General features: G+C 67.6%; 19 protein-coding genes. 15 read left to right on the forward strand and 4 right to left on the reverse strand.

Going from position 1 to position 20,360, the window contains the following annotated elements; translation table 11 throughout:
- Nucleotides 1–7: 7 nt before the first annotated feature.
- Entirely contained in the window at nucleotides 8–1,357 is a 1,350-nt protein-coding gene (gudD, locus tag ACOI2T_RS03250) for a glucarate dehydratase (RefSeq protein ID WP_409502628.1), read from the forward strand.
- Between the two features lies 1 nt (nucleotide 1,358).
- Nucleotides 1,359–2,327 (forward strand): 2-hydroxyacid dehydrogenase, encoded by a 969-nt coding sequence (locus tag ACOI2T_RS03255; RefSeq protein ID WP_409502629.1) that lies wholly within the window; start codon nucleotides 1,359–1,361, stop codon nucleotides 2,325–2,327.
- A gap of 32 nt (nucleotides 2,328–2,359) precedes the next feature.
- Here the strand turns inward: ACOI2T_RS03255 and ACOI2T_RS03260 are convergent, their stop codons facing one another.
- A complete protein-coding gene (locus ACOI2T_RS03260; RefSeq protein WP_409502630.1) occupies nucleotides 2,360–3,349 on the reverse strand; it encodes a LacI family DNA-binding transcriptional regulator in 990 nt (329 codons plus the stop codon).
- A 283-nt stretch (nucleotides 3,350–3,632) separates the two neighbouring features.
- On the opposite strand from ACOI2T_RS03260, the gene ACOI2T_RS03265 reads away from it, so the two are divergent.
- Genes ACOI2T_RS03265 through ACOI2T_RS03290 form a run of 6 tightly spaced genes read left to right on the forward strand, consistent with a single transcriptional unit; the run spans nucleotide 3,633 to nucleotide 10,388 of the window.
- A complete protein-coding gene (locus tag ACOI2T_RS03265) occupies nucleotides 3,633–4,826 on the forward strand; it encodes a CaiB/BaiF CoA transferase family protein (RefSeq protein ID WP_421875805.1) in 1,194 nt (397 codons plus the stop codon).
- A gap of 28 nt (nucleotides 4,827–4,854) precedes the next feature.
- The gene (locus ACOI2T_RS03270) at nucleotides 4,855–6,204 is read left to right on the forward strand and encodes an MFS transporter (protein ID WP_409502631.1); all 1,350 of its coding nucleotides are present in this window, start codon (nucleotides 4,855–4,857) and stop codon (nucleotides 6,202–6,204) included.
- On the forward strand, nucleotides 6,201–6,668 hold the full coding sequence (locus ACOI2T_RS03275; RefSeq protein WP_409502632.1) for a MaoC family dehydratase: 468 nt from the start codon (nucleotides 6,201–6,203) through the stop codon (nucleotides 6,666–6,668). Before ACOI2T_RS03270 ends, ACOI2T_RS03275 begins: the two co-directional genes overlap by 4 nt.
- The gene (locus ACOI2T_RS03280; RefSeq protein ID WP_409502633.1) at nucleotides 6,665–8,044 is read left to right on the forward strand and encodes an aldehyde dehydrogenase (NADP(+)); all 1,380 of its coding nucleotides are present in this window, start codon (nucleotides 6,665–6,667) and stop codon (nucleotides 8,042–8,044) included. Before ACOI2T_RS03275 ends, ACOI2T_RS03280 begins: the two co-directional genes overlap by 4 nt.
- On the forward strand, nucleotides 8,041–9,177 hold the full coding sequence (locus ACOI2T_RS03285) for a hypothetical protein (RefSeq protein ID WP_421875809.1): 1,137 nt from the start codon (nucleotides 8,041–8,043) through the stop codon (nucleotides 9,175–9,177). The genes ACOI2T_RS03280 and ACOI2T_RS03285 overlap by 4 nt, the downstream gene beginning before the upstream one ends.
- Entirely contained in the window at nucleotides 9,174–10,388 is a 1,215-nt protein-coding gene (locus ACOI2T_RS03290) for a fumarylacetoacetate hydrolase family protein (protein WP_084356644.1), read from the forward strand. The genes ACOI2T_RS03285 and ACOI2T_RS03290 overlap by 4 nt, the downstream gene beginning before the upstream one ends.
- A 40-nt stretch (nucleotides 10,389–10,428) precedes the next feature.
- On the opposite strand, the gene ACOI2T_RS03295 is transcribed toward ACOI2T_RS03290, so the two are convergent.
- Nucleotides 10,429–10,911 (reverse strand): 2-oxo-4-hydroxy-4-carboxy-5-ureidoimidazoline decarboxylase, encoded by a 483-nt coding sequence (locus ACOI2T_RS03295; RefSeq protein WP_110774910.1) that lies wholly within the window; start codon nucleotides 10,909–10,911, stop codon nucleotides 10,429–10,431.
- Between the two features lie 71 nt (nucleotides 10,912–10,982).
- Nucleotides 10,983–11,471 carry an inorganic diphosphatase gene (locus ACOI2T_RS03300; RefSeq protein WP_067850208.1) on the reverse strand — a complete coding sequence of 163 codons (489 nt, stop codon included), beginning with the start codon at nucleotides 11,469–11,471 and terminating at the stop codon, nucleotides 10,983–10,985.
- A 140-nt stretch (nucleotides 11,472–11,611) separates the two neighbouring features.
- Here ACOI2T_RS03300 and dacB point away from each other — a divergent pair, with 140 nt between their 5' ends.
- From dacB to hpt, 4 genes are read left to right on the forward strand one after another with little or no spacing between them, the layout of a single operon-like run.
- The gene (gene dacB, locus ACOI2T_RS03305; protein WP_409502635.1) at nucleotides 11,612–12,997 is read left to right on the forward strand and encodes a D-alanyl-D-alanine carboxypeptidase/D-alanyl-D-alanine endopeptidase; all 1,386 of its coding nucleotides are present in this window, start codon (nucleotides 11,612–11,614) and stop codon (nucleotides 12,995–12,997) included.
- On the forward strand, nucleotides 12,994–14,040 hold the full coding sequence (locus tag ACOI2T_RS03310) for an Rv3626c family coenzyme F420 biosynthesis-associated protein (RefSeq protein WP_409502636.1): 1,047 nt from the start codon (nucleotides 12,994–12,996) through the stop codon (nucleotides 14,038–14,040). Before dacB ends, ACOI2T_RS03310 begins: the two co-directional genes overlap by 4 nt.
- Complete coding sequence (gene tilS / locus ACOI2T_RS03315; protein ID WP_409502637.1) at nucleotides 14,019–14,978, forward strand: tRNA lysidine(34) synthetase TilS; 960 nt, start codon at nucleotides 14,019–14,021, stop codon at nucleotides 14,976–14,978. The genes ACOI2T_RS03310 and tilS overlap by 22 nt, the downstream gene beginning before the upstream one ends.
- 45 nt (nucleotides 14,979–15,023) lie before the next feature.
- Entirely contained in the window at nucleotides 15,024–15,599 is a 576-nt protein-coding gene (hpt, locus tag ACOI2T_RS03320; protein WP_207626291.1) for a hypoxanthine phosphoribosyltransferase, read from the forward strand.
- 3 nt (nucleotides 15,600–15,602) lie between these two features.
- Here hpt and ACOI2T_RS03325 read toward each other — a convergent pair whose 3' ends face one another.
- Nucleotides 15,603–16,334, reverse strand: a complete 732-nt coding sequence (locus tag ACOI2T_RS03325; RefSeq protein ID WP_085143298.1) for an SIMPL domain-containing protein — start codon at nucleotides 16,332–16,334, stop codon at nucleotides 15,603–15,605.
- A 138-nt stretch (nucleotides 16,335–16,472) separates the two neighbouring features.
- On the opposite strand from ACOI2T_RS03325, the gene ACOI2T_RS03330 reads away from it, so the two are divergent.
- From ACOI2T_RS03330 to ACOI2T_RS03340, 3 genes are read left to right on the forward strand one after another with little or no spacing between them, the layout of a single operon-like run.
- Nucleotides 16,473–17,927 carry an aldehyde dehydrogenase gene (locus ACOI2T_RS03330; protein ID WP_409502638.1) on the forward strand — a complete coding sequence of 485 codons (1,455 nt, stop codon included), beginning with the start codon at nucleotides 16,473–16,475 and terminating at the stop codon, nucleotides 17,925–17,927.
- Between the two features lie 11 nt (nucleotides 17,928–17,938).
- Complete coding sequence (locus ACOI2T_RS03335) at nucleotides 17,939–19,303, forward strand: MFS transporter (protein WP_409502639.1); 1,365 nt, start codon at nucleotides 17,939–17,941, stop codon at nucleotides 19,301–19,303.
- Entirely contained in the window at nucleotides 19,269–20,357 is a 1,089-nt protein-coding gene (locus ACOI2T_RS03340) for an NADH:flavin oxidoreductase/NADH oxidase (RefSeq protein WP_409502640.1), read from the forward strand. Before ACOI2T_RS03335 ends, ACOI2T_RS03340 begins: the two co-directional genes overlap by 35 nt.
- Nucleotides 20,358–20,360: the final 3 nt, after the last annotated feature.

The following is a 20,360-nucleotide window of genomic DNA, read 5'->3' on the forward strand; positions in this document are numbered from 1 at the left end:
GAAGATGATGAGCACCAAGACCGCCACACCCGTCGTGACGGGTATGACCGTGATCCCGATCGCCGGTCACGACAGCATGCTGTTGAACCTCAGCGGCGCGCACGGGCCGTACTTCACCCGGAATCTGTTGGTCCTGAAGGACTCCGACGGCAACACCGGAGTCGGTGAGGTGCCCGGCGGTGAAGCGATCCGCCGCACGCTCGATGATGCCCGCCGGCTCGTCGAGGGCAGGTCGATCGGGGAGTACCACGCGGTGCTGGCGAGTATCCGCCGACAGTTCGCCGACCGCGACAGCGCGGGTCGCGGCGCGCAGACCTTCGACCTACGGGTGACGGTGCACGCGGTCACCGCGGTCGAGTCGGCGCTGCTCGACCTGCTCGGCAAGCACCTCGGGGTGCCGGTCGCGGCCCTGCTCGGCGACGGTCAGCAGCGCGACCGCGTGCAGGCGCTGGGCTACCTGTTCTTCGTGGGCGACCGCAACCGCACCGACCTGCCCTACCAGTCGGCTGCCGACGAACCGGCGGGCGCCGACGACTGGATGCGCATCCGCCACGACGAGGCGCTGTCCCCGGAGGCCGTCGTCCGGCTCGCCGAGGCGGCTCGTGCCCGCTACGGCTTCCGCGACTTCAAGCTCAAGGGCGGTGTGCTGCCCGCCGCCGAGGAGGCCAAGGCCGTCACCGCACTTGCCGAACGGTTCCCGGACGCACGAATCACGCTCGACCCCAACGGCGGCTGGCTGCTCGCCGACGCGATCGACACGTGCCGTCAACTCACCGATGTCCTGGCCTACGCCGAGGATCCCGTCGGGCCCGAGGGCACGTTCTCGGGCCGCGAGGTGATGGCGGAATTCAAACGGGCCACCGGCCTGCCGACCGCCACCAACATGATTGCCACCGACTGGCGCGAGATGGGCCACGCGATACGTGCGGGCGCGGTGGACATTCCGTTGGCCGATCCGCACTTCTGGACGATGAGCGGTTCGGTGCGCGTGGCTCAGCTGTGCGACGCCTGGGGTCTCACGTGGGGTTCGCACTCCAACAACCACTTCGACGTGTCCCTGGCGATGTTCACCCACGTCGCAGCCGCGGCGCCGGGCACCATCACCGCCATCGACACCCACTGGATCTGGCAGGACGGTCAGCGCATCACCAAGCAGCCCTACCGGATCGTCGACGGATACCTCGACGTGCCCGCCACACCGGGTCTCGGGGTCGAGCTCGACGACGAGCGGGTGGCCGCGGCGCACGAGCTCTACCTGGCGAAGGGCCTGGGCGCCCGCGACGACGCGGCGGCCATGCAATACCTGATTCCAGGATGGAAGTTCGACAGCAAACGTCCTGCACTGCAACGGGGTTGAGATGAAGATCGTAATCGCCGATTCGTATCTGGTGCCGCACCGGCAGCGGCTGGAAGCCGACCTGCCCGAGGACGCGTCGGTGCACTGGCATACGCCGGGCGACGTTGGTGTCATCGATGACCTGCGCGATGCCGATGTGTTCGTCGGCAGCCGCTTCACGCCTGAGATGGCCACAGCAGCACGCCGATTGCGCCTCGTGCACGTCAACGGTGCGGGCACCGACAAGGTGGCCTTCGGCAGCCTCGGCCCGGACGTGCAGGTGGCCAACACGTTCAACCACGAGCAGTCGATCGCCGAATATGTCGCCGGGGCCGCCGTCATGCTGCGCCGTAACCTGCCCGAGCAGGACCGCGCATTGCGCACCGGCCGGTGGGCCACCCCGGGCTATGACCGCACGATCGGCCAGTCCAGTTCGCTGCATGGCGCACGCGTCGGTTTCGTCGGATTCGGCCACATCGGCCGCAGCAGCTGGAATCTGCTGCGGGCGTTCGGCGTCGAGGGCGCCGCGGTGACAGGCAGCGGCAGCGTCGACGCCGCAGCCGAGGGACTGACCTGGGCCGGCGACACCAACCGGCTCGAACAGTTGATGACCGCATCCGAGGTCGTGGTGGTGTGCGCACCGCTGACCGAGCGAACCGTCGGCATGATCGGCGCGGCCGAACTGCGTGCACTCGGGCCCGCCGGCGTCCTGATCAACGTCGGCCGGGGACCGCTGGTCGCGGAAGCTGCCCTCTACGAAGCACTTTCGACAGGTGGTATCGCGGCCGCGGCGATCGACGTGTGGTACCGCTACCCGGATGCCACGGGCTACGGCAGCCCGAGCGACATGCCGTTCCACACCCTGCCGAACGTGCTCATGACCCCGCACGTATCGGGTGTCACCACGAATACCTTCGCGGCCAGGGCCGCCGACATCGCCGACAACATCGGCAGGCTCGCTCGCGGCGAGCCGCTGCGGAATGTGGTGTAGCGAGTTACCCGGTGCGCCGTACTGAGCTCGGGCTAAGCGCTCTGCCGCACTTCGATGCGGTAGCCGATGTCGACGGACGGCTCGTCGATCGGCTGGTCGAGCATCCGCGCCAGGAGCAGATCGGCAGCGCGAGAACCGATCTGCTGACTGTCGACCGCCACCGTCGTCAACGCGGGACGCAAATGCCGGGCCATTTCGAAGTCGCCGAATCCGGTGATGGCGAGCCGCCCGGGTACATCCACGCCCAGGTCCGGCGCAGCCAGCACAGCGGCTGATGCGAAGACGTCGGTCGGGAACACCAGTGCGGTGATCTCGGGATGCCTCTCCAACGCCACTTCCAGCAGCCGTACCCCGGTGTCCATCGCGATCGGTTCGCCGGGCAGGTCCACGACCCGAACCGGCTCGTCGGGCAACAGGTCCGCGACAGCGTCCTGAAAGCCCTCCAACCGGCGCTGTGCCCGCTCGTCCCCGCCGGTGATCACCCCGGCGAAGGCCAGGCGCCGGTGCCCCTGCGTCACGAGGTGACGAACCATGTCCGCGAGGGCTTTTCGATTGGAGAATCCGACGAGTGTGTCCGTCGGCGAGTCGTTCCAGTCCCATGTCTCCACGACGGGATGCGCGTAACCCTTCAGCAGGCGAGTGGTTCCCGGCGTGTGTCGCGTGCCGACGATGAAGAATCCGTCGGGTCGTCGTTGGATGAAGCTGCGAACCAGTTCCTCTTCACGCTCAGGGTGATAGTCGGTGTACCCGACGATCAGCTGATAACCGTGCGGGGCCAGACGCGTGGTCGCTGACCGCAGCGTGTCCGAGAAGACCGATGTCGAGATGGCCGGCAGGATCGCCGCGACGGTGCGACTGCGGTTCGACGCCAGGTGGCTTGCTGCGAGGTTCGGTACATAGCCGGTCTCGGCGACGGCCCTGGTGACCCGTTCGAGTGTTTCGTCGGTGACGGTCTCTGGCCGGCTCAGTGCTCGCGAGACGGTTTGCATCGAGAATCCGGCGGCCCGGCTCACATCGGCCATGGTCACGCTCTTTATTGACCCTCGACCTCGCCGCCTCCGGACGCCGCCGTTCGGCTCGTTCACTGTCGACACCCGTTCGCCAAGCCCGCCTTCGCTGCCGTCAGATTACCGCCTCGGGCTCGCCGTCGACGGCAGCGCACGCCGTGAAGGTGAGCGTTCACTCCGCCACTCGATCACGGTTGCGTTAGCGCTAACGTGAGCGCTAACGTAACCGCCACCACAGAACCGGGCCATCGGCCAGCAGCATGAGGAGCGCAACGTGAAGGTGTTGGAAGGTGTCCGCGTGATCGATGTATCCATCGCGATGGCAGGACCGTTCGCTGCCCAGAAATTGGCTGACCTCGGCGCGGATGTGATCAAGGTGGAGCCGGTCACCGGTGAATGGCAGCGTCACGTGTCCGCCGGCGGCGCTCGCGGGAACACCGTCAACGCCTCCTTCCTGTCTCTGAACCGCAACAAGCGGTCGCTGTCACTGAACCTCAAGTCCCCGGCCGGCCGGCGAATACTCACCGGCCTGGTCGAAACGGCCGACGTGTTCCTGCAGAACTACCGGCCAGGTGTCGCTGACCGGCTCGGAGTCGACTACGAGACGCTCAGCGCGATCAACCCGAAGCTGATCTACGTGAGCATGTCGGGTTACGGCCAGACGGGTCCGTACGCGAACCGCCCGGGTCAGGACGTGCTGTTGCAGGCCATGAGCGGTGGTCTGGCGAGTGCGCGGCGAGGCGACGAGCCGCCACGCCCCGGGCCCTTCTTTCTCGCCGACGCCTTTACCGCCTACTCGGCGTTCGAAGGAGCAATGGCCGCGTTGTTCCATCGCCAGCGCACCGGTGAGGGCCAGTTGGTCGAGGTCAATATGCTCGATGCCATCATCGCCGCACAGATGCAGGAACTCAGCGTCGCCACGGTCGGTGGGGTGGCCCAAACGCCGTCCGACGAGATCCACGCGCACAGCTATATCCGCGCGCCGTACGGCGTCTTCGCGACCTCCGATGACTTCATCGCGCTCTCTTTCGCCGAGATGGACGTGCTGGCAAAGGTCTTCGACGATCCGAGATTCGAGGCGTTCGACTCCGAGCGCGACGGCTTCACCCATCGAGATGCCATCTCCGCGCTGGTGACTGAGAACCTGAAACGCGACACCACCCAACACTGGCTCGAAGTTCTTGGTGCGGCAGGCGTTTGGGTCGGACCGGTGTACGACTACCGCCAGGTCGTCGACGACCCACAGGTGCGGCACAACGCATCGTTCGTCGAGTACGACCATCCGACCGAAGGCCATGTGAAGACACCCGGATTCGCCTTCCGCCTTGCCAAACAGCCGCAGGAGATCTACCGACCGGCTCCGCTGAACGGTCAGCACACCCACGAGGTACTGAGCGAACTCGGCTACAGCGACGACGACATCGACGAGTTCGAGCGCGCCGGGGTGGTACACCGCGATGCCGTCCTTGCCACGCCCGAGCTGACGCACTGACCGCCACCCACACCGTCCCAGGAAAGTCATGAGCACATCAATTCCCTCGCACGTCGACGCGCGCCGCGCGGCAGCCGCGTCCGCGGTGGGCAGCCTCATAGAGTGGTACGACTTCGCGCTCTACGGTGCCGCTGCTGCGCTGATCTTCAAGTCCTACTTCTTCTCCGCCGAGAACCCCACGGCCGGTCTCCTCGCAGCCTTCGCCACGTTCGCCGTCGGATACTTCGCGCGACCGTTCGGTGGCATCATCTTCGGCCACCTCGGCGACAAGGTCGGCCGCAAACCGGTCATGATCTTCACGCTCGCACTCATGGGGGTGTCCACCGCACTGATCGGCCTGTTGCCGAGCTACGCGAGCATCGGGCTGGCTGCTCCGGTGCTGCTGGTCGTGCTGCGGGTACTGCAGGGCCTGGGCGCCGGCGCCGAGTATGCGGGCGCGATCGTACTGTCGTCCGAATCATCGCCGCCGACTCATCGAGGGTTCTACGCATCCTGGTCCGGCGCGGGCGTCTGGCTGGGCTCGGCGCTCGGCCTTGGCGTCATGCAGTTGTCGCTCTGGCTGACCGGCGACAACTTCGAAACCTGGGGCTGGCGCATCCCGTTCCTCGCCAGTATCGCCATGTTGGCGGTGAGCCTCTACATCCGTCGCAGCGTCGAGGAAACACAAAGCTTCGAAGACACCTCGAAGGCCGAGCAGCTCGAGTCTCTACCACTGCTGTCGCTCCTGCGGACCGACAAGGGACGCCTGGCCGTAGCGCTCGGATCGAACTTCATGTTGTCCGGCTTCTCCTATGTGCCGCAGGTATGGGCATTGAGCTACCTGACCAACAATCTCGCGCTCGCCGCATCGCTTGCGCTCGGGATCAACGCGGTCATGCTCACCCTCGGTGCCGTGTTCATGCCGGTCTTCGGCCGCGTCGGTGACCGGATCGGCCGCCGACGCCTGTTCCTGTTCGGCTGTTCATTCGGCGCCGCCTGGGCATTTCCGATGTTCCTGCTCATCGACACCGGCCAGACCGTGCTCATCGTGGCGGCGTTGTCGATCTGCTTCGTCGGTGCCGTCGCGACCTGCTACGCCGCGCAGGCCGCATTCCTTGCCGAGTTGTTCCCCCCGGCCAAGCGGTACTCCGGTGTGGCCTTCGCCCGAGAGGTGAGCGGAGCGGTGTTGGGTGGAACGACTCCGTTGGTGGCCACCGCGGTCGTCGCCGCGGCGGACAGTTGGTGGCCCGTCGCTGTGTGGATGGTCTTCATGGCGGTGATCGCGTTCATCTCGGTGCACCTGTCCAAGAACTACCGGTCCGATGCACACCAGAACGACGCGGACCGCTTCAACCACATCACGCATGCGGTGAGCACACCGCTTCAGGGCCAGTCATGACCGGCACCGACTCGTTCCTGGAACGCTGGTTCGAGGACTATGCCGTCGGGCAGGTCGAACGGGGAGGTTCGGCGGTCATCACCGCGTCGGACATCGCTGACTTCGCCCGTCTCACCCATGACGACCACCCCGCTCACACCGACGCGGAGTTCGCGAAGGAACGTTTCGGCGGCCTGCTGGCACACGGCGTGCTCAGCTTCGCCGTTGTCGTCGGCCTGACGATGGAACGCAATCCTCGTTTGGTTGCTTACGGCTACGACCGGATCCGCTTTCCGGCTCCGGTGCTCGCGGGTGACACGGTCGCGGCGGTTTCCGAGGTCGTCGACGTCAGCCCGCACGCGAGAAATCCGAAGATCGGTCTGGTCACGAAGGCCTACACCGGTACGAATCAGCACGGCAAGACGGTGCTGGTTTGCCGCCACATCGTCGCCGTCGAGCGGCGCAACTCCGAGGAGCCGATGTGAACACGCTGGACAGTGTTCTTGAAGCAGCCCATATCGCCCGCATCCCGGCGGCACGAGCGAGCACGACCGAGCGTGCGGCCTGGTTGCGCGCCATCGCCGACGGGCTTGACGCACACAGCGATACGCTCGTCGCGCTCGCGGCCGAGGAGACGCAGTTGCCCGAGCCGCGGTTACGCGGCGAAGTCGCCCGAACCACGTTCCAGGCCCGGTTGTTCGCCGAGCGAGTCGAATCCGGTGACCTGCTCGATGTGCGTGTCGACCGAGCCGATCCTGACTGGCCGATGGGACCCCGTCCCGACCTGATCCGGGGTTACGTCCCCATCGGACCGGTCCTGGTCTTCGCGGCGAGCAATTTCCCATTCGCGTTCTCGGTTGCCGGCGGTGACACCGTCAGCGCGCTCGCGGTCGGATGCCCGGTGGTGGTCAAAACCCATGAGGCGCACCCGAAACTGGCACGGGCGACCGCCGACATCGTCACCACGTCGCTTGCCTCGGCAGGAGCTCCGGACGGCGTGTTCGGGACGATTCACTCACGAGAGGACGGCATCCGCGCCATCCAGGACGCCCGGATAAAGGCGGCCGGGTTCACCGGCTCGGAGGCGGGCGGACGAGCCCTCTACGACCTCGCAGCGTCGCGGCCCGACCCGATTCCGTTCTTCGGCGAACTCGGGAGCACAAATCCGGTCGTGATAACGCCCGCAGGTTGGCGGGAACGAGCTGACGACATCGTCGACGGATTCACCTCGTCCTTCACCATGGGTTGCGGACAGTTCTGCACCAAACCAGGTGTCGTCCTCGTCCCGGATCGCGACGCCTTCGTCGACAAAATGGCTCTGCAGCCGGTTCACCCGATGCTCGACGAGCGGATCGCGCGTGGGTTCGAGCAAACGCTGCATGAACTCTGCGACAGGCAGGCGGTGAAGGTGCTTCTCACCGGACCCCGCGGTGCGAACTCGCCGGCCGCCACGGTTCTGGGCACCGATGCCGATGCCGTTCTCGCAGATCCCGCGATCGTGACGACCGAGATGTTCGGGCCCGCATCGGTGCTCGTGAGTTACCGCGATATCGCGCAGGCCGTCGAAGTGCTCGGAGCGGTACCGGGTGCCTTGACCGCGACAATCCAGGGCACCACCGCGGGTGACCCGGACGCCCCGCGCCTCATCGAAGCGATGTCCTACCTCGCCGGCCGCGTGATCTACAACCAGTGGCCGACGGGTGTGACCGTCAGCGATGCGCAACAGCACGGTGGACCGTGGCCGGCAACCACGGCGCCGACGACAACGTCGGTCGGAACCGCTGCCGCTCAACGGTTTGCACGGCCGGTGGCATTCCAGAACATGCCGGCGGACCTCCTCTCGCCGGTGCTTGGCCGATGATGGGCGCGTATCGGGGTCTGACCTGGGACCACCCGCGCGGTGTGGACGCCCTTCGTCGGGCCGTGCGCGAAGACGCGGCACCGAGGTGCGAGATCGTCTGGGACACACAATCGCTGGAAGGTTTCGAGTCCGCGCCCATCTGCGACAACGCCGCACGTTACGACTTGCTGGTGCTGGACCATCCGCACCTCGGCGAGGCGCTACGATGCGGAGCGCTGTTGCCGCTCGAAGAGGTTTTCAACTCAGCTGAACTCGACGACTGGAAGCGCGGCACGGTAGGGGACTCGTTCGCCTCCTATCAAATGGACGACAGGTCGTGGGCTCTGCCGTTGGATGCGGCCACCCAGGTCTCGGTAGCCGCTGATCCGGCGATCGACATACCGACGACCTGGACCGACGCAGTCGAGCTCGCTCGGGATGTCGATACCGTCCTGCCGACCAGTGGCCCTCATCTGTTCCTCACCCTGTGCTCGATCGCCTTGGCCAACGGCGAGGAGCCGGGCCGACACGACGAGTTCTTGACGGCTGAGGCGATAGCCGAAGGGCTGCAGACGATCACCGCATTCATCGACCAACGCCTGCCACCGCCAAGGGTGCACAACCCGATCGTCGTGTTGGAACAGATGTCGCAGCCGGGCGGGCCGGTCTACTGCCCGCTTGTCTACGGCTACGTCAACTACGCACAGGCAGGACTGCCGAGACCCCTGCTGTTCGCCGACGCGCCCAAGGGCCGCAGTGGTCGTCGCGGTTCGGTCCTCGGCGGGACGGGGATTGCCATCAGCAGCAGGTGCCGACCCGATGACGACCTCGTGCAGCATTTACGCTGGCTGCTCGACGACTCCACACAGTCCACGTTCATACCCGAGCACGCCGGGCAACCGTCCGCGCTCGCCGCATGGCGAAACCCCCTCGTGGACAAGGCATCTTCGGGTTTCTATTCACGTACCGCCGACACCATCGGCCAAGCATGGATCCGGCCTCGCTTCGATGGCGCGATCTCCTTTCAGCGCAGGGCCGCCGAGTGCGTTCGCGAGGCTGTATTGAGTCACCGCAACGCCGATCGCCTTGCCGCGGAATTGACGCGGTTGCACCTCGCCGGCCTTGATCGGCAACACCGGGTAGGAGACAAATGACCACAGTCGCGAACACTGCCGATCACTCATCTTCCGCGCTGACCGCGTGGCCGCCCGATGCGCAGACGTGCCTTCCCGTCGACAATGAGCGTGCCACCCTGGTGGGCCGGGTCTTCGGGCCCGAAGGCCCTTGTGTGGTCACCGTTCGCGACCGGGCCGTAGTCGACATCAGCAGCACATTCGCGACCGTCCGAGATCTCGCGGAGCACGAGCAGCCGGCGGCTGCGGTCAACGCGGCCGAGGGGCGGGTGCTCGGCTCGGTCGCAGACATCCTTGCCGCCACACCGGTCGAACACCGCACGACGGCAGGGGTGTACCTGCTCAGCCCGATCGACCTGCAAACGGTGAAGGCTGCCGGTGTCACGTTCGTGGTGTCCATGGTCGAGCGGGTCATCGAGGAACGCTGCGGCGGCAATTCCGCCCGCGCGGCCGAGATGCGGGTCCAGATGGCGGACCTCATCGGTGGTGACTTCGATGAGCTGAGGCCGGGCTCGGCAGAGGCGGCTCGGCTGAAGGAAGCCATGGTCGCGGCCGGGACCTGGAGTCAGTACCTGGAGGTGGGATTCGGGCCGGATGCCGAGATCTTCACTAAGGCCTCGCCGATGTCCACGGTCGGTACGGCGATGGACGTGGGGATCCACCCGGGGTCGTTGTGGAACAACCCCGAACCTGAGGTGGTCTTGCTCGTTTCGTCGAGCGGGCGCATCGTCGGGGCGACACTCGGCAACGATGTCAATCTCCGTGATTTCGAAGGACGTTCGGCACTGTTGCTCTCGAAAGCCAAGGACAACAACGCCTCAGCTGCGCTGGGCCCGTTCATCCGGCTGTTCGACGACACCTTCACCCTCGATGATGTGCGGGAGACGGTGGTACGCCTCGACGTCCGCGGTACCGACGAGTTCATCTTGCACGGAACCTCCTCCATGAACGAGATCAGCCGTGACCCCGAGGATCTCGTGCAACAAATGATGGGGAGCACCCATCAGTACCCCGACGGCGCGGTGCTTTTCCTTGGCACGATGTTCGCCCCGGTGCAGGACCGTGGTGCCGACGGGCAGGGGTTCACGCACCACCTCGACGATGTTGTTGCCATCAGCGCCAGTCACTTTGGAACGCTCGTCAACCGGGTTCGTACGAGCGATGTCTGTGAACGCTGGACCTTCGGCATCGCCGACCTGATGCGAAGCCTCGCCGCCCGCGGGCTGCTGTGAGCACAGCAACCTGACGTCGGACAGCCCGGGACAGCAGGGCCTACCAGTTGTAGAAGCCGCCCTCGGGTCCGAGCATGCGTTCGAGCCGTACGCGGTTGATGCGGGCGAGTTCGTTGCGGACGACTTTGCGTTCGGTCTCGTGGTCGTTGTGTAACCGGTCAGCGATACATGCCAGCACGGTGTCGGCGTCGCAGTCGGCGGTGTACATGACGAAGCTGAAGCCGAACCGCCGGCGGTAGTCGGCCATCGCGGTCTCCAGTTGCGCCGTCGCGTCGGGCCGATGGGCCCAGCGGCAGCCGAAGAGCGGATAGGCCTGTAGCACCCCGTCGATCGAGTCCTCGCCGAGGCTGAACAGCAGGGTGTCGGCCTGGCGGAACAACGACTCGTGGTCGGAGTATGGCCGTCCCCGAGCCAGGTCGGCGGCCAGCGGCACGCTGTAGCAGCACTCGTAGACGGCGTGCACGGCGCGCCGCATCGGCAATGCGTTGTACGCCTCAAGCCCCATGCCCTGATGCATCAACACATGGCAATCATCGGAGCCGCAAAGCACAGCGGCGTTACCCCGTGTTACGGGGGCGCTAAATCAGTGCCGGACTAGTGGCCCTCGACCTTGAACCGCTCGATCGAACGCTGCAGCTCGGCTTCGGCCTCGGCACGGCCCACCCAGTCGGCGGTCTTGACGAATTTGCCCGGCTCCAGGTCCTTGTAGTGCACGAAGAAGTGCTTGATCGCGTCGAGCTCGAACTGTGAAACGTCGCCCACGTCCTGGATGTGATCCCATCGCGGGTCACCGGCGGGCACGCACAGCAGCTTGTCGTCGCCGCCGGCCTCGTCGGTCATCTTGAACATCGCGACCGGGCGGGCCTCGACGATGCAGCCGGGGAACACCGACTCGGGCAGCAACACGAGCGCGTCCAGCGGATCGCCGTCCTCGCCGAGCGTGTTCTCGAAGAACCCGTAGTCGGCCGGGTAGCCCATCGAGGTGTAGAGATAGCGGTCGAGCTTCACCCGGCCGGTCTCGTGGTCCACCTCGTACTTGTTGCGCGAACCCTTCGGGATCTCGATGACGACGTCGAACTCCACCGTCGCGGCTCCTTCGCATCTTCGTTCAGTCTGGGGTCGTCGGACGACGACGCGGGGTCGACCCGCCGGGCCAACATTAGATGAGCGATAGGCTGGCGATGAGGGGTGGCTCGTCCGGAACAATCGAGAGCAGGGGAAATATGCGGCCCACTCGGTGGCGGCGGTCCACCCATGTGGCGGTAGGCGTCGCGGTCATTGTGCTGGTCGCGGCCGTCGTCGCGGTGGCTGCGTTGTTCACCGGGCACCGGTCGGACGCCGCCGAAGCGGTCCGGCCCGTCCCGGCGCCCGCGACCGCCAGCCCGGGCATCGTCCCCGTCGACATCTCGGCCCCCACCCCGACCGAAGGCGGTCTGGAAGCCGCGTTGGCGCCGGCTCTGGCCGATCCCAACCTGGGCATGGTCACCGGCCGCATCACCGATGCCGACACCGGCGCCGAGCTGTGGGAGCAGGGCGCCGAGCTGCCCATGCAGCCCGCGTCGGTGAACAAGGTGCTCACCACGGCGGCTGCGCTGCTCACCCTGGACCGTGACGCGCGCCTGACCACGACCGTGCTTGCCTCGGATTCGCAGCCGGGTCTGGTGGTACTGCACGGCGGCGGCGATCCGACGCTTTCGGCCGCCCCCGCCGATACCGACACCTGGTACAAGGGCGCCGCCCGCATCAGCGACCTCGCCGACCAGATCAGGCAGAGCGGGGTCAGGGCCACCACGGTGCGCGTCGACACGAGCCTCTACAGCGGACCGACCATGGCGCCCGGATGGGATCCGGCCGACATCGCAGGCGGCGACATCGCGCCGATGGAGTCGGTGATGCTCGACGGCGGACGCACGCAACCGACGACCGTGGAGTCGAGGCGGTCGACGAGCCCGGCGCTCGACGCGGGCAAGGCGCTGGCCGCCGCCCTTCGTATCGACCCCGAGACCGTGACGCTGTTGCCGTCGGGGCTGAGCGGCCCCAGCACCAAGATCGCCGAGGTGCAGTCCGCCCCGCTGATCGAACGGCTGCGGCAGATGATGAACGACTCCGACAACGTGATGGCCGAATCGATCGCGCGGGAAGTCGCCGAGAAGCTCAACCGCCCGCAGAGCTTCGAGGGCGGGGTCGACGCGGTGCTCCACCAGCTGGAGGGCATCGGCATCGACACCACGGGCGCCGATCTCGTCGATTCGAGCGGGCTTTCGATCGATGACCGGCTCACCGCCAAGACCCTCGACGAAGTCGTCAACGCCGCGGCCGGCCACACCCAACCCGCGCTGCGGCCGCTGGTCGACCTGCTGCCGATCGCCGGTGGCAGCGGCACGCTGTCGAACCGCTACCTCGACACCGAGGGGGGCAAGGCCGCCGCGGGCTGGCTGCGGGCCAAGACCGGGTCGCTCACCGGCACCAACGCGCTCGCAGGCATCGTCACCGACGACGACGGCCGGGTGCTGACGTTCGCCCTGATCTCCAACAACGCCGGGCCCACCGGACGTACCGCGATCGACGCGCTGGCCGCGGTGCTGCGCACGTGTGGATGCGGCACATGAGCAGCCCGACCATGACCGCGGGCCGCGCCGTCGACTGGGACTTCGCCGCGACGGTCGGGGCGAAGCTGGCCCGCCCCGCCCCGGCCGCCACCGACTACACGCGCCGCCAGGCCATCGACCAGCTGGCCGAAAGTGCCCGCGCCGCAGAACTTCCGGTCCGTGAGGTGACGGGCCTCAACGAGGGCGCCGAGTTGCCCGAGGCGCGCATCGTCGACCGGACCGAGTGGATCCGCGCCGCCACCCGGTCGATGCGCGTGATGACGGGCGGGGACGAGGACCACAAGCCCGGTTTCATCACCGGGCGGGTCACCGGCGCGCAGACCGGTGCGGTGCTGGCGTTCATCTCGTCGGGCATCCTCGGCCAGTACGACCCGTTCGGTCCGGACGGCGGCGAACTACTGCTGGTGTACCCCAACGTCATCGCGGTCGAACGCCAACTACGCGTCACCCCAACGGATTTCCGGCTGTGGGTGTGTCTGCACGAGGTCACGCATCGTGTCCAGTTCCGCGCCAATCCGTGGCTTGCCGACCACATGTCGCAGGCGCTGGCCGTGCTCACCCAGGACGCGGGGGAGGATGTCGCCGCGGTCGTCGGCCGGCTCGCGCAGTACGTCCGCAATCAGCGCAACGGGTCGGCGCCGGATCCGAACTCGGCAGGCATCCTCGGCCTCATGCGGGCGGTGCAGGCCGAGCCGCAACGTCGCGCACTGGATCAACTGCTGGTGCTCGGCACGTTGCTGGAAGGGCACGCCGACCACGTGATGGACGCCGTCGGCCCGGCCGTCGTGCCTTCGGTGGGGACGATCCGCAGGCGTTTCGACGAACGCAGGCAACGCAAACAGCCCCCGGTGCAACGCGTGGTGCGTGCACTGCTCGGGTTCGACGCCAAGATCAGCCAGTACACCCGCGGCAAGGCGTTCGTCGACGAGGTCGTGTCGACCGTCGGCATGGCTCGCTTCAACACCATCTGGACCGACGCCGAAACGCTGCCGCTGCCAACCGAAATCGACGAACCACGGCGATGGATCGATCGGGTGCTGTAGCGACGCTGCGGCGGGTGGTGACGGCGTTCGGGGCGCAGGTCGACGGCGAACGCTGGTGCGTCGCACTGTCGGGCGGGCCGGATTCGCTGGCGCTGGCCGCGATCGCCGCCGAGTACCGGCCCACGACCGCGCTGATCGTCGACCACGGTCTGCAGCCGGGCTCGCGCGCGGTGGCCGAAACGGCGCGCCAGCAGGCGCTGGCAGTGGGATGCGCTGCGGCACAAGTGATTCCTGTGGTGGTCGGGCGTTCCGGCGGGCCCGAGGCCGCGGCCCGGCAGGCGCGCTACACCGCGCTGCGGGCCGCGCGCGACGGTGCACCGGTGTTGCTCGGCCACACGCTCGACGATCAGGCCGAGACCGTGCTGCTCGGCCTGGGCCGCGGATCGGGGCCGCGGTCCATCGCAGGGATGCGACCGCACGACCCGCCGTGGCACCGGCCGCTCCTGGGCGTGCGCCGAACCGTCACGCACGCGGCGTGCGACGAACTCGGGCTCAAGCCGTGGCATGACCCGCACAACTTCGAGCGGCGGTTCACCAGGGCGCGGCTGCGGCTCGACGTCATGCCGCTGCTGGAGGAGGTACTGGGCGGCGGTGTGGCCGAGGCGCTCGGCCGCACCGCGACCGCGTTGCGCGAGGACACCGACACCCTCGACGAACTCGCCGAGCGCGCCCTTGCGGAGTCGACGACGCCGGACGGCGGACTCGACACCGCGGCGCTGAGCGGGCTGCCCGACGCCGTGCGGCGCCGGGTGATCCGCGGCTGGCTGCTCGGCGGCGGCGCGACCGATCTGACCGACATCCAGATTCGCGGCGTGGACCGGTTGGTGACCGCGTGGCGTGGCCAGGGCGGTGTCGCGGTCGGGTCGACGCTGCGCAGGCAGCGGCTCATCGCGGCCCGTCGTGACGGCGTGCTCGCGTTGCACGTCGAAGAGGTCTAGCCGGTCGCATTGGTCAGCGGGCACATCGCATGGCACGCTGTCCACGTGGCTGCCGATTCTGCCGAGCTGTATCCGGGGGACATCAAGTCGGTACTGCTGTCCGAGGAACAGATCCGGACGCGCACCGCCGAACTCGCCGAGATGATCGCCGAACGCTACCGAGACGACCTCGGCGACGACGATCTGTTGCTGATCACCGTCCTCAAAGGCGCGGTCATGTTCGTCACCGATCTGGCCCGCAGCATTCCGTTGCCCACGCAGCTGGAGTTCATGGCGGTCAGCTCGTACGGATCGTCGACATCGTCCTCCGGTGTGGTGCGGATCCTCAAAGACCTCGACCGCGACATCAACGACCGGGACGTGCTCATCGTCGAGGACATCATCGATTCGGGGCTGACGCTGTCATGGTTGCTGCGCAACCTCGCGACCCGGCGGCCGCGGTCCCTGCAGGTGTGCACGCTGCTGCGCAAGCCGGAGGCCGTGCGCACCGACATCGACGTGGCCTACGTCGGCTTCGACATCCCCAACGAGTTCGTCGTCGGCTACGGCCTCGACTACGCCGAGCGCTACCGCGATCTGCCCTACATCGGCACGCTCGACCCGAAGGTCTACACAGCCTGAGGTCTAGCCCAGTTCCCAGACCACCGTCACCGAGAAGTTCACGGTCTGCTGGCCGGGCTCCAGCGGCACCGCCTCCATGGCCGCGCGCGGCATCGGCGTCGGCGGCGGCGGTGTGGCGCCGGACTCCTCGGAAATCGAGATGACCTTGCCCAGGCTCAGGCCCGACAGCTGCGCGTACTGTTCGGCGCGGCTCTTGGCGTCGTCGAAGGCGCGAGAACGCGCGTCGCGCACCAGATCCGAGTCGTCCTCGATCGAGTAGGCCACCGAGTTGATCCGGGTGGCGTCACCGCCGGTGCCCGCGATCAGCGCGAGCGTGTCGGAGGCTTTGGCGGTGTCGCGGATCTTCACCTGGATCGCATTGCTGGCCCGGTACCCCGTCGGCGCTCCGGTCACGGTGCCGTCGGGCGGGAACTGCGGCTGCACGCTGACCTGCGTGGTGGCGATGTCGGTGCGGTCGACGCCCGAGCCGACGAGCGCGTCGATCACCGCCTGCTGACGCTGGCTCGACTGGTTGAGCGCACCCGACACGTCGGGCGCGAAGAACTCCATCGCGACATCGGCGGTCAGCGTGTCGGGGACACCCTGAACCTGACCCGAGCCGACGACGGTCACCTGGCGCGGATCGCCCGCACCCGACCCGGCCGGACCCGAGTTCGCATCGCACGCCGTGGCGCCGACTGCCAGCAGGCCCGCGACGACCAGGATCCGCAACTTCGTTTTCGCAGCGAACGGCATGACCGCACCCTACCGGCCCGCCGCCGCGCCGATGTCGCACGTCACACAGCCACGCTGTCACCCGTCACATAAGCGAGCGCGCAGTTGTGTTTCGAAAAACATTGATGCGCATCACACTCCGTGCCGACACTCGTAGCCATGACTTCTTCGATAGGCAGCAGGAACATCGTCGACCCGGCCACCGGCACGGTCATCGACACCGTTCCAGAGCACGGCGCTGCCGACGTCGACGCGGCCGTGGCCCGCGCGCAGGCAGCATTCGACGACGGCGCGTGGCCCGCGCTCACCCGCAGCGAGCAGGCGCGCCTCCTGCTGCGCATCGCCGACGCCATCGAAGAACACTCCGAGGAGCTGTACCGGCTGGAGACCCGCAACAACGGCAGGCCGATCACCGAGACACGGGCACAGCTGTCGCGAGTGCCGGAGTGGTTCCGCTACAACGCCGGTCTGTTGGCCGCACAGCGCTACGGTGTGCTGCCCGGCGACGGCCCGTACCTGACCTATCAGCAGCGGCTACCGCTGGGCGTGTGCGGCATCATCACCCCGTTCAACCATCCGATGCTGATCCTCGCCCGCAGCCTGTCGGCAGCTCTCGCCAACGGCAACACCGTGGTGGTCAAACCGTCCGAACTCACGCCCCTGACCACGCTGGCGCTGGCGCGGATCATGGCCGACGCGGGCCTGCCCGACGGTGTCGTCACCGTCGTCACGGGCGGCCGCGACGCGGGCGTGCGGCTGACCGAACACCCGGGGGTCGCCAAGATCACGCTGACCGGCGGCACCGAGGCGGGGCGTTCGGCCGCGGTGGCGACCGCGTCGCGATTCGCCAGGGTCACAGCCGAACTCGGCGGCAAGACCCCTGTCATCGTGTTTGGCGACGTCGATCCGGTCGTCGCGGCCGAGGGCGCGGCGTTCGCCGCATTCGTCGCCGCGGGCCAGTCGTGCGTGGCGGGCTCGCGGTTCCTCGTGCACCGCGCCATCTACGACGACTTCGTCACCGCGTTGTCCAAGCGGGCGGCCGAGATCCGGATCGGTGACCCGGCCGATACCGAAACCCAGATGGGGCCGCTGATCAGTGCACGCCAACGCGACAAGGTCCGCGGCCTGATCGACACCGGGGTCAGCGAAGGGGCGAGGCTCGCCACCGGCGGCGAGGTGCCCGAGCTGGCCGGCGCCCTGCGCGACGGATTCTTCCTGCAGCCAACCGTTCTCGCCGACGCGACGATGGACATGACGGTGGCCACCGAGGAGATCTTTGGGCCGGTCGCCGTCGTCATCCCGTTCGACGACGAAGCCGAGGCCGTCGCGATGGCCAATGACAACCGCTACGGCCTCGGCGCGGGTGTGTGGACCACCGACCTGTCCCGTGCACATCGGGTGGCCGCACGCATCGTCGCGGGCATGGTGTGGATCAACGACCACCACCGCCTCGAACCGTCGCTGCCATGGGGCGGGGTCAAAGAATCCGGAACGGGCAAGGACGCGGGCACCGAGTCCTTCGACGACTTCTCCTGGGTCAAAACCGTCGTGGTGCGCACCGCGGCCGAACCCGTCGACTGGTACGGCCGGCAGGACAACGGCCGGCTCAACTGAAAGGCTCTGACGTGACATCGCCTCCTACGCAACAGATCAGCCGCGTGCAGTGGCTCGTGCTGGCCGGCACAACGCTCGGCTGGGGTCTGGACGGCTTCGCCGGCAGCCTCTATGTGCTGGTCCTCGGGCCCGCCATGACCGAGCTGCTGCCGCACAGCGGTATCGCCGTGGCCCCGGCATCGATCGGATTCTACGGCGGGCTGACGGTCAGCTTGTTCTTACTCGGATGGGCAACCGGCGGAATCCTTTTCGGTATCTTGGCCGACTACTTCGGCCGCACCCGGGTGCTCTCGCTCGGCATTCTGACCTACGCGGTGTTCACCGCGCTTGCCGCGTTCTCCGACACGTGGTGGCAGCTCGGCATACTGCGTTTCATCGCGGGCCTCGGCTCGGGTGTCGAGGCACCGGTCGGAGCGGCGCTGATCGCCGAGACCTGGCGCAACCGCTACCGCGCCCGGGCAGGCGGCATCATGATGTCGGGCTACGCCGCCGGGTTCTTCGTCGCCGCCGCGGTGTACGCGGTGCTCGGCTCGGCCGGCTGGCGCCCGATGCTCGCGCTGGCCGTGCTGCCCGCCGTTCTGGTCTGGTTCATCCGCCGCTACGTGCCCGAACCGCCAGAGGTCGGTGCCAACATCGAGGCCCGCAAGGCGCGTAAGCGCCTGGGTAACAACACCTCTGCCGACCAGTTCGTGCTGCGCCGGCTGTTCACCCCGCCGCTGCTTCGTCCGATGTTGGTGAGCACCGCGCTGGCGACCGGTGCCCTGATCGCCTTCTGGAGCGTCTCGACCTGGTACCCGCAACTGGTCCGGGAGGTCACCATCGCGGCCGGGTCCGGCCGCGAGGTGGCCGACCACCGCGTGGCCATCGCGTCGATGCTGTTCAACGCGGGCGGCATCGTCGGCTACGCGTCGTGGGGATTCCTCGCCGATTTCATCGGCAGGCGAAAGACTTTCGCGCTGAGTTTCGTGGTGTCCGCCGCGGCCATCGTCTATACCTTCGTGTTCGACCGCAGCTACACCGAATTTCTCGTCGCCATGCCGATTCTCGGGTTCGGTCTGTTCGGCGCGTTGTCGGGCACGTTCATCTACGGCCCCGAACTGTTCCCGGCGAGCGTGCGCGCCACGGCCCTTGCGGTCTGCAACAGCGTGGGCCGCTATGTCACGGCATTCGGTCCACTGGTCGCCGGGGTGATCGCCGCCTCGTGGTTCGGCGGCAACCTCGGACTGGCCACGGCATCGGTGGCCGCGCTCGGGCTCATCGCCGTGCTCGGCCTGATATTCGCCCCGGAAACCCGTGGCGCACCGCTCCCCGAAGACCCACCCGCCGACCAGGAGACCGAACATGGCAAACTTGTTCACACCGCTGACAATCCGTGACGTCACGTTCGCCCACCGGGCGTGGATGTCGCCGATGATGCAGTTCGCCGCGGTACCGGACGGACCGGACACCGGTACCGCCACCGACTGGCACCTGGCCCATCTGGGATCGCGCGCGACGGCAGGTGCGGCCCTGGTGATGGTCGAGGCGACCGCGGTCGACCCGCGGGGCCGCAGCAGCGACTACGACCTCGGGCTGTGGAACGCCATCCAGGCCGAGAAACTGCGGCGGATCACCGACTTCGTGACGGCGCAAGGTGCCGTTCCCGGCATCCAGCTGGTGCACGCCGGACGCAAAGGGTCTACCGGGCGGCCGTGGCCCGACGCAAGCCGCACCGAAAACCGGTGGGACACGGTCGGTCCCAGCCCGGTATCGTTCGGCCGGTTGCCGGCACCGTCGGAGCTGACGGTCGGCGAAATCGGCTCGATCGTAGGGGCGTTCGCCGACGCGGCCGCACGCGCGGCGGACGCCGGATTCCGCGTGCTCGAACTGCACGGCGCCCACGGGTATCTGATCCACCAGTTCCTGTCACCGCATGCCAACCATCGCACCGACGCCTACGGCGGGTCACCGGCCAACCGCAGGCGTTTCGCACTGGAGGTCGTGCGCGCCGTGCGGACCCGCTGGCCCGCCGAATTGCCGTTGTTCTTCCGGGTGTCGGCCACCGATTGGCTCGGTGGGGACACCGACGATCCCCGCCCGGGTTGGATGGTCGACGACACGATCGAGTTGGCCGTCGAGCTCAAGCGCCTCGGTGTGGACCTCATGGATGTGTCCTCGGGCGGTTCGGCACCCGACGCCAAGATCCCGGTCGGGCCGAACTACCAGGTGCCGTTCGCCGCCCGGGTGCGCAAGGAGGCCGAAATCCCGACCGCGGCAGTGGGTTTGATCACCGAGGCCGACCAGGCCGATGAGATCGTTGCCGGCGAGCAGGCCGACGCGGTCTTTCTGGGCCGGGTGCTGCTGCGCAACCCGGCGTGGGTGTGGCAGGCGGCACAACACCTCGGCGCGGCACTGCCGCACCCGCCGCGGTATGCCCGGGCCTTCGCCTGACTG

The sequence above is a fragment of the Mycolicibacterium wolinskyi str. Jessa 2025 genome (genome assembly GCF_049241375.1).
In the GTDB taxonomy this organism is placed as follows: Bacteria; Actinomycetota; Actinomycetes; order Mycobacteriales; family Mycobacteriaceae; genus Mycobacterium; species Mycobacterium wolinskyi.